General features: G+C 38.1%; 7 protein-coding genes. 4 read left to right on the top strand and 3 right to left on the bottom strand.

Going from position 1 to position 10,342, the window contains the following annotated elements; genetic code table 11:
• From L656_RS0118535 to L656_RS0118525, 3 genes are all read right to left on the bottom strand, one after another.
• Positions 1 to 1,523, bottom strand: a 1,523-nt coding sequence (locus tag L656_RS0118535; protein WP_024600304.1) for a M13 family metallopeptidase, incomplete at its 3' end; no start/stop codon positions are given.
• A gap of 240 nt (positions 1,524 to 1,763) precedes the next feature.
• Positions 1,764 to 3,542: an ABCB family ABC transporter ATP-binding protein/permease gene (locus tag L656_RS0118530; protein WP_024600303.1), complete on the bottom strand. Its 1,779-nt coding sequence runs from the start codon at positions 3,540 to 3,542 to the stop codon at positions 1,764 to 1,766.
• A 135-nt stretch (positions 3,543 to 3,677) separates the two neighbouring features.
• Positions 3,678 to 5,741, bottom strand: a complete 2,064-nt coding sequence (locus L656_RS0118525) for an HAD family hydrolase (protein ID WP_139016070.1) — start codon at positions 5,739 to 5,741, stop codon at positions 3,678 to 3,680.
• Positions 5,742 to 6,212: 471 nt separating this feature from the next.
• Between L656_RS0118525 and L656_RS0118520 the strand changes: the two genes are divergently transcribed.
• The 4 genes from L656_RS0118520 (at position 6,213) to L656_RS0118505 (ending at position 10,219) form a co-directional block, all read left to right on the top strand.
• Complete coding sequence (locus L656_RS0118520) at positions 6,213 to 6,674, top strand: hypothetical protein (protein WP_024600301.1); 462 nt, start codon at positions 6,213 to 6,215, stop codon at positions 6,672 to 6,674.
• 108 nt (positions 6,675 to 6,782) lie between these two features.
• On the top strand, positions 6,783 to 8,624 hold the full coding sequence (gene secD / locus L656_RS0118515; protein WP_024600300.1) for a protein translocase subunit SecD: 1,842 nt from the start codon (positions 6,783 to 6,785) through the stop codon (positions 8,622 to 8,624).
• Positions 8,617 to 9,561 carry a protein translocase subunit SecF gene (gene secF / locus L656_RS0118510; RefSeq protein ID WP_024600299.1) on the top strand — a complete coding sequence of 315 codons (945 nt, stop codon included), beginning with the start codon at positions 8,617 to 8,619 and terminating at the stop codon, positions 9,559 to 9,561. The genes secD and secF overlap by 8 nt, the downstream gene beginning before the upstream one ends.
• A 181-nt stretch (positions 9,562 to 9,742) precedes the next feature.
• On the top strand, positions 9,743 to 10,219 hold the full coding sequence (locus L656_RS0118505; protein WP_024600298.1) for a GreA/GreB family elongation factor: 477 nt from the start codon (positions 9,743 to 9,745) through the stop codon (positions 10,217 to 10,219).
• The last annotated feature ends 123 nt before the right edge of the window (positions 10,220 to 10,342 follow it).

Below are 10,342 nucleotides of genomic sequence, written 5' to 3'. Positions count from 1 at the left end.
GGTTGTAATATCGCAGCCGGAAATACAATTTCATTAAACGAGCTATTGTAGTAAGCGTTTACGCGTTGTGGCGTCATGCCCCAGCGGTTACGGTCTGTTTTTTGTAGCTCTTTTTCAACACTTTCTGCGTGGAAAAACTCACGCATGTTTTTCACATTACCAATTAAATCGTTTTTAGTAATGCTTAAACCGTCATAAGACTGCCATACATCGGGGTAACCAATTTTTGGTACAAATGCAGCCAGTTTAGCGCGCGCATTTACTTTAGTTTCATCGCCCATCCACTCTAGGTTATCAATACGTTCACCAAGGGCTGTACGAAGGTTTTCAACTAGCTCTGACATTTGTTGTTTTGATGACTCAGGGAAGTAACGCGCTACGTATATTTTACCAATAGCAAAACCAAGCGAACTTGTGCCTGACATTTCACTTATTGCACGTTTCCAACGAGGGCGAGGCTCTTGCTGTCCGTTTAGTTCTTTACCAAAAAAAGCAAAGTTAGTATTAAATACGTCTTCTGATAGTAAACCTGCGTTACCGCTAATAGCGTGATACGTTAGGTAGTCTTTCCATACTGCAATATCTTCTTGATTGATTAGCTCAATCATCGCTTTTATTGGTTCAGGCTGAGATACATTTAACTGAGGTACTTTATAACCTGTTTGCGCAAAATATAAATCCCAGTTAAAGCCAGGATAAGCAGTGCTTAAATCGGCACGTTCAACTTGGTTTAAGGTTAAATCGCGATTACGACGCTTTTCACGTGGCCAGTGACCTTGTGCAATTTTGGTTTCAAGATCAACAATTGCTTGAGCGCGCTCAGCGGTATTTTCGACTCCTGTAAACTCAAGCATGTCAGCAATGTGAGCAACGTAAGCTGCTCGGGTTTTTACAAAGCGCTCAGCGTCTTCAAGGTAGTAAGAGCGATCTGGTAAGCCTAAACCACCAGCACCTAGTGACATTTCATATTTGTTAGGGTCTAGGCGATTAAACCACATACCGCCGCCAAAAGGGGCTTTATTACCGGTTAACCAAGACTTACCAAACATTTCAGCTAAATCGTCAGTCGACGATATATCATTAATTTCACTTAACAATAGCTTAATAGGCGCTACACCTAGTTTATTAAGTGTTTCGGTATCCATATAGGCATTGTAAAAATCAGCAACGAGTTTTTCTTCTGCGTTTAAATCTTTACGTGCGGCTATTTCTTCAATAATAGCTTTAACATCGTCTTCACTGCGCTCAGCTAATCCTGAAAATGCACCGTAGCGGGTTTTATCTGCAGGCATTACGTAGTTGTCATACCACGTGCCACTGGCATACATAAAAAAATCATCGCCTGGTTTAACGGCTTCGTTGCGGGCTGTTAAATCAACACCAAAACTACCTAACTCTGCTTTCTCTGCTACTGCTGCAGTGGCTACTTTAGGTTGTTGCTCGTCTGTTTTTGTTGTTTGCGGCTCTGAACAACCGGTAATAAATGTGGCAGCTAATGCTGCGGCAATTAAACTCTTTTTCATTACTTACTCCTGAGTATCACTGATTGAATTAAAGCAGCAGTGAATCATTTTTATTGTTACGAATATTTAACTTATCGATTGTTATTGATATTAATCAGACAAACAAACCTTTTGAGGTGAATCACCACAGTGCTCGATAAAACTAATATAGAGGAAAAGAGAAAGGCTAATAGGCGCTATAAAAGCTTTATTTAGCTCGAATACTTGAAAGTATCCGAGCTAAGAGGGGTCACACACTATTTATTTTTTATGCTGAAGCTCCCACATACGGGCATATTCTCCGGCGAGTGTAAGTAACTCATCGTGCTTACCTTGCTCAATAATTCGTCCGGCTTTGAGCACAATAATGGTGTCTGCATCGGTAATAGTAGAAAGGCGATGGGCAATAACAATACTCGTATGGTTACTGGCAACTTCACGCATTGCCGCGAGTATTGCTTGCTCAGAATGAGAATCGAGGGCAGATGTTGCTTCATCAAAAATTAAAATAGGGGATTTTTTCAAAATGGCGCGCGCAATAGCAATACGCTGTTTTTCGCCGCCGGATACTTTTAAACCGCGCTCGCCAACCAGTGTTTTATCGCCTTTATCAAGTGTCGCTATAAAGTCTTTTAAATGCGCCATAGCAATGGCTTCATCAATTTCTGTATCGCTTGCTGATGGTCTACCGTAAGCGATATTTTCACGAATAGTGGTGTTAAACAACACGGTGTCTTGCGGGACTATTGCAATGGCTTTTCGTAAACTATTAAGTGTTACTGAGTTTATTGCTTGATTATCGATACTAATTTCACCAGCGCTTACATCATAAAAACGATAAAGCAGTCGCGCTAATGAACTTTTACCTGCACCACTGGCACCAACAATGGCTACTTTGCTGCCAGCTTTAACACTAAAGCTAAGGTTATTAAGGATCGGGCGGTGCGCATCGTAACTAAAACTTACATTGTTAAATGTTATTTCACCTTGGCTAATATTGAGCTCTTTAGCATTAAGTGCATCGGTTATTTGTGGCTTTTTGTTAAGTAGCCCAAGCATGTTTTCAAGATCGGTTAGGGCGCGCCTTATTTCGCGGTACACAAAACCTAAAAAATTGAGCGGTAAAAATAGCTGAATCATATAAGCATTAATCATCACAAGTTCACCAATAGAAAGCGTACCTGCAACTACCTCGGTTGAGCCCAACCACATTAACGCGGTAATAGCACAAGCAATAATAAGTGCTTGGCCTGAATTAAGGGCGAGCAGCGACATTCTATTTTTTAAACGGGCTTTTTCCCAGTTTGCTAAAAAGGTGTCGTACGTTTTTGCTTCAAACTGTTCGTTATTAAAATATTTTACAGTTTCATAATTAAGCAAGCTGTCTATTGCGCGGGTATTACTTTGATTGTCGGCAGCATTTGCTTCTCTAATAAAGCGGTTTCTCCACTGGGTAACCACCACAGTAAAGGTAATATAAATAGCGACTGCCAGTAATGTAATAAGCGCAAACCAAACAGAAAACAACGTGCCAAAAATAATCGCAACGGTCAGTATTTCAAACAAAGTAGGCACAATATTAAACATTAAAAAGCGCATTAAAAAGCTTAACCCGCTCGTACCGCGTTCTATATCGCGGCTAATGCCACCGGTTTGCCTATCTAAATGAAAAGCCAGCTCAAGTGAGTGCAAATGCTTAAATACTTTTAAACCAATATCACGCATGGCGTGCTCGGTTACACGAGAAAATACAGCATCCCTTATCTCACCTAAAAATACACTGGCAAAACGCAGTGCACCGTACATCAATAACAATAAAGCGGGAATAACCAACAGTGGGTTAATCGACTTATCTACCGAGTCTATAATTTCTTTAAGTGCCCAAGGCATTAAAAGCGTGGCACCTTTTGCGCCTATAAGCGCCATAAGTGCAATAAAAACACGGCCTTTAAATTTTGTAAGGTAGGGCCACAGTGTTTTTACACTTTGGCGTAAATTCATGGCGTCTGGTCGTTTTTCACTGCTTTGTCTGGGGCGCATTCAGTATCTCAGAATTGGTATGTGGGTAGATAAAATCACTTATAAGTTAAGTAAACGCAGTAAATTGAAACAAGGGAAGATATTTTTTAGTTTTTTTGAATATTAATTTATAAGCATTAAAATGGAGTTACCAACTTAATGCTTTCTAAAATAGCAGTATATATTTTCCGGTAGAATATATCGCATATAACGTTTTCTGAAACCAGCTTTCCATAATGATTTGCTATAGGTTTGCTTAAACTTAATCGGGTTAAGAAACATTTTTAATGGATCGGACGTTTTAGCAAAATAACTTTCATGGCTATTTGCTCCGACATACTCAGAGTGTTTTAGATTACCAAAGTTTACGGATTCGCTATAAGTAGGGGTTTTTAATAGTCGAGATATAGGTTTTATAGCTGTTTCAGGAGCGATATTTATTTTTTTATAGTCCCTCTCAATAGCCATAAAATCAGAAATAAAGTCCATAGCCCCTTTTTGAAATTCGTTTATTGTATTTAGCTTATCATTAGAAAAGTCATTAGGTTCGAATATAGCTACTATGTCATCATTTTTTTTATCGAATTTAATTACAGAGCCGTGAGGTGCCGAAAAAATAAATTCGAGCATATGCACACCTTCCGATAACACTTGAAAATTATTTTTAGGTTCTGAAAAGTTACACATATAGCCAGACATCGGAAACCCTTTTTCAGAAAACTTCATTGCAGTTTGAAATGTGCCTAGGTAATAACCATGAATATCTATTTCATTATTTTCTAATAGCATTAGCTTATTCAGTGAATTCTGGATTGTCCCTTGCCATCCAATGTCAACAATCGCGACTTTTTTGGTATCCATAAACCCAATTTGATCTAGGTAAGTTAATAGGTTCTCTCTTTCGACCGCTGCATTACTACATATATCATCAACTAATAAATGAAAGAGTTTTGCTAATTTATCCTTATCGCTATCTGTTTCTATTGTATGATTTTGATCAGAAAAGCCTACTTTTTTTATTTTTTCAATATGTTTTTCCGCTTCTATATCAACTCTATCAAGGTAGTTTGCGACGCTCAAATTAGGAACAAAATGACAAAGTACCTTTATCGAATATTCATCGATGCCATTGTATATAGTGGGGATGTTTATAGCTCGCCTTGATGCATACATATATTTACTAACAGGGGTTTTAATTCCTTGATTCATAAGGCTATACACTTTATGCATTATATAGCCGTCGCGCGCAAGGAAAAATATATGTTCTATTTCTTGATGTATTACCTGACTAGTAAGCCAGCGAGTTAAGCCAAAATATATTATTCCACAATAAACATAACCGAAGTCGTACCAAATATTTTCATTGTTATTATTTCTTTGGGTAAACGTTTTGTTGATGATAGTCGCAAAATAAATAGATTCTTCTATAGAGAGTTTTGAAGGATATAGCTCCCTTAGTCTTTTAAATGAATGATGGCTAAGTGCATATTCACTGGTTTTTTTGTAATAATAAGGTTTGATGCCTTCTTTCATCGCATTAATTACATCGGCGAAGTAATAATCGCCAATATGTAATAGCTTAGATGGTTTACAGGATAGTTCTTTAAGTATATGTGGATATAATCCACCTTTAGACTTTGATTTACGGATTACAGAAGATAAAAATAATTGATGGAATTTTGTATAACCATTATCGGAAAGAATTTTTTTTATCACGCATTCTGGTAAGTACATGTCTGAGGTGAAAATTACCTTTTTATCTTTATCAATACAGTATTGATAAAAAGAGTGCATATATTCATTTTTAACACAAAATTTTAATTCTATTTCGATTTCTAGCGCTTTCAATGTATTTATTGTTTTGCTGTCTAGATCTTGTGTTTTTTGTATGTGTGCATATATTTCATCCAAACCTATGGATTGAGTACCATTCAGCTCAGTTAGTATCTTTGTCGCTTCTGGTTCTGCTTTACTTCGGATACTTTTAAAATCTATGTCTAGCTTTTTATGTTCATCATTATATAAATTTTCAACTATTGTAAAAATATCAGCTGGTTCGAGGACTTTTCTGAGGATCACTGTATCGAAAATATCGAAAGAGACTATTTCACTGTTGTCTATTAGCTTTTTTAGGTCAGTGTCATTACTTAGGGTATTTATTAGCTTTAAGCTTTTATTGTAAAATTTTGCGACAATTTTACTAAATATGTTTTTTTTCATAATGACTTTCCCTGCCTTATTTACTATCCATAACATAATTAAGAAAATCAAAATTTAGCTATTTGTTTACATTTAATTATACTAATTTCGTATATCCGCTGCAACTTACGCATTTAATAGTACGAAGCATCATAGGTTACCTGTTATTTTACCAAAAAAAACCACTAAATGAATGTTAAATGAATAATAAAACTGCAAATATTAGATGGTGGGTAAGCCTAAATAATTACTCAATTTTCATTGGATAAGGGGAAGGTATGTTGCCGAAGTAGTAGATTTAAACGTAACATATTTTGTAAATTAGATTTTCAAAAGAAAATTTAAATAATTCGCTCGATCTCAAGTAACTTTAGCGCTCTGAGGCGAAAGTAAAGCTATGGGGAAAGTTAAACTAAATACATAGCAGGCTATTGTATTTAAAATACTAGCCCTTATATACTACGAATCCCTTATTTTAGTTTTAAAACGTGAATGTTTAAATTTAGAGTGTTTTTAACTGCCTTTTTGCTACTTGCTGCACTTTTTAGTGTGCAGAGCAATGCTATGGGCGCCTCACAAAATTTAAATATCAATATTAGTACGCAGGTTTCGCTTACTGATATTGCCGATTTAACTAAAATACAGCCTATTAGTAAGTCTGTAGATACTTCGCAGCATAAAAAAACGCATCAAACCGATTTTGACGCGCACCAACCAAGGTTAACAGCCAATAATTCATCATTGTTTTTGCACACTGTTCAAAGTGAGCCAGAATACGATGTGGTTTTTGAATTTTTTGCTCAAAATCTTGTTAGGCATATATTCTTACGACCAAGAGCGGTTAATCCTATACAGCCTTGGTATACGCTTGTAACTAATAGTAAAAAGTCGCGCTTGAGTGGCTGGAAAGACGTAAACTTACTCTACAGAGCTGTAACTACCTACCACGCTTAATTTTCCTTATTTAATTTTATTAGGTTTTAACTTTTAAAGTTTTAGCCTGCAGATTAATTGTGCTTTTAAAAAGTACGTTGCTAGCTTTGCTGGCAATAAGGATTCAACATGTTAAGTTTTAAAAAAGATAAAAAGCCGTCTACGGCTAAGTTCAAATTAAGCTATATAGCCATGCTAATAGTATTGGTTTTATTAGCTATCAGCGCATTACCAAACCTATATCCAAATAAATCGTGGTTGCACGTAAGTAGTACGCCGCACAGCGAAACGCAATCTTTACCGAGCACTAAAACGCTAGTTACTTTTTTAAATAAACAAGGGCTAGAGGTTGAGCAGGGTTTAGATAAGCAATCGACTATTAATGTACTTTTAAACGAGCCAACTAAAAGCGCTCAGGCGCAAGCGGCTATAAAAGCGCAATACCCAAACATGCAAGTTAAAATTGTTGAGCATGCAACCAGCCCAACATGGTTACAAGATTTTGGTTTATCACCAATAAAGCTGGGCCTTGATTTAAATGGCGGTGTGCTATTTGTACTAGACGTAGATTTAGATAAAGCCGTTGATGAGCAGTTAGTCAGTGCGTATCAACAAGCTAAATCAATTATTATTAAGCAAAAAGCACATGGCGTAAAAGCGCAGCAAACTCAGCAGGGGTTTGAAATAAACGCATTGCCTAATGCAACCGACAAGTTAACCCCAGTTATTGAAGAGCTACAAAGCCGATTTGCTAATTTAGCCGTTGTAACAAGCAATAACGGCAGCGTTAAAACTGCCAAATTTAGTTATTCAGAGCAAGGCCGCAGCAGCTTTGATAAAGAAGTAATGGGGCAAACACTTACAACCCTTCGTTCACGTATTGAAGAGTTAGGTATTACCGAAGCGGTAACACAGCGCCAAGGAAAGCACCGCATTCGTATAGAGCTACCAGGCGTGCAAGATCCAACCGAAGCAAAACGTATTATTGGTGCAACAGCATCGCTTGGTTTTTATCAATTAAAAGAAATTGACGGGCAAACATTTAATATGCAATCGGGCGGAACCATAAAGCTCGATCCTGTGCCAATTTTTACAGGCGATCATATTAATAATGCAAACATAGGCCGCGACGATTGGGGTAAACCACTTGTACAACTAAGCCTAGACGGCCAAGGCGGGGATGCAATGTCGGCGTTTTCAAAAGCCAATATTGGTAAGCCAATGGCGACGGTTTACTCTGAGTATTCTCAAAATGCTAAAGGCGAAGTAGTTAAAAAAAGCGAAGTTATTAACGTTGCCAATATTGCTCAGCATTTAAGTTCGCGTTTTAGTATTACCAATATGAAAAGCCAACAAGCGGCAGNAGCCGATCTGGCATTATTACTACGTGCAGGCTCGCTTACAGCGCCCGTTACAATTGTGCACGAACAAACAATAGGGCCAAGCCTCGGCAGCGAAAATATTAGTAATGGCTTAGCCGCGCTTATGTTAGGCATGGGTATTACGCTTGCATTTATGGCGCTTTGGTATCGCCGTTTAGGCCTTATTGCAAACGTAGCACTTATATTAAATTTAACGTCGCTTGTGGGCTTAATGTCATTATTACCAGGGGTTGTGTTAACGCTGCCGGGTATTGCAGGCCTGGTGCTAACCATAGGTATGGCGGTAGACACCAACGTAATAATATTTGAACGTATTAAAGAAGAACGGCGCCAAGGCCGTGCACCATACCAAGCTATTCAAGAGGGGTATAAACAAGCCGCAAATACAATATTTGATGCCAATATAACCACCATGATCACCGCACTTATTTTATACGGCATAGGCTATGGGCCAGTTAAAGGTTTTGCCATTACACTCGCACTGGGGCTTTTAACATCTGTATTTACAGGTGTGTACGTATCAAAAGTATTAAGCCAAACGTTGTATTTAAAAATGGGTAAAAAAGCAGGAGTAAAAGCACATGCTTAATTATTTTTTGAAAGGTGAAAAGGGTACACGTTTACGTTTTATGGGCATGCTTTTAAGCGCCATCTTAGTGCTGCTATCGGTATTTACGCTTACGCAAAAAGGTCTAAATTTTGGCCTAGATTTTACCGGCGGTTATTTAACTGAGTTTACAACCAGTCAAAGTGTTGAACTAAAAGAGCTTCAATCGTTTATTGCTAAAAATCACAACGGTGAGTTTGAGCTAACCGCGCAAGGTAATAGTCATTTTCAATTAAGAGAAGCGCCAAGTGCATCAACTACATCAACAACAGCTAATAGCCTTGATTGGCAAAGTGCTGTTACACAAAACGATGATATAAACGCACAGGTATTATCGTCAGCTTATATTGGCTCACAAGTGGGCGATGAGTTATTTGATCAAGGCTGTTTAGCAATGTTTGCTGCAATGATTGCGGTAATGATTTACCTTGCAGTGCGTTTTGAATGGCGATTAGCCGTTGGCTCTGTGGTAGCGCTAGTGCACGATTTAATACTCGTACTTGGATTATTTTCACTATTACAAATTGAATTTAACCTAACCGTACTGGCAAGTTTACTGGCTATTATTGGTTACTCACTTAACGACTCAATAATAGTAGGGGATAGAGTACGCGAGCTTTTACGTGTTCAATCAAACAATGTACTTAGCCCAGCGACTATTATTAATAATGCGATTAAAAGTACACTAACACGTACCTTAATAACGTCAGGTACCACACTTGCAACGGTTGCGAGTGTTTGGTTGCTTGCAGGTGCACCACTGCAAGGCTTTGCTATTGCATTATTTACCGGCATTGTAGTGGGTACGTTCTCGTCTATTTGTATAGCGGCAACCTTGCCAGAGCTATTGGGCTTAAGCGCTAAAAACTACGAAGTTAAAGTAGATGCCCACACGCAAACATTATTAGATATGCCATAAGGTTTTTAATAAAGCACAAGCAAAGAGTAGCATCAACCAACCGCTCTTTGCTTGTTTAATGCTAATTTAAGCCCCGCTAGTATTCCCACCAAACTTGCGGGGTTTAAAACAATGGTTTTAAGCCTAGCAAAAATGTTAAACTGACAGCCTTATTTTTACTGCCAGTATTGTATTAATCCCCATGAATAAAACCCACGTTATCGAACATCTTCGTTTTGCGCTAGAAGCACAGCTTACAACAGCAAAAGTAGCGGCAAAAACTGCGCACGACACCGCCACACATGAAGAAAACATAGCCGAAAACAAATACGATACCCTCGGGCTCGAAGCCGCTTATTTAGCACAAGGCCAAGCCCAGCGCGTAAACGATTGCTATAAAAGCATTGAATTGTTCGAACCTGCCTTTAACGAAAAACCAACCGACAAAATAGCTATCGGTTCGCTGGTATGTTTAGAAGATGATAACGCAGCCCAAAAATGGTTTTATTTAGGCCCTGCAGCTGGTGGTTTAACGGTAAACGTTAAACTGCACGCAATTGCTGTTGTAACACCCGGCGCACCAATGGGTAAGCAGTTATTAAATAAACAAATTGACGATGAAATTACGTTAAAAATTGCAAGTAAAGTCCACGAGTATGTGGTGGTAGAGATTTTATAAAGCTTTGGTTTTTAAGAGAAGCGTTTGCTGGCAGAGCTATACTAACGTAATAATCGCTTATTTATATTCATAAATTAATTGTCGGATGGCATGGCTCCGCCATTTATCCAACCTACAGCAATG

This window comes from Pseudoalteromonas sp. TAE56, assembly GCF_000497955.1.
Taxonomy (GTDB): Bacteria; Pseudomonadota; Gammaproteobacteria; order Enterobacterales; family Alteromonadaceae; genus Pseudoalteromonas.
Note: the sequence above shows the minus strand (reverse complement) of the source record. Positions and strands in the feature narration are given on the sequence as shown.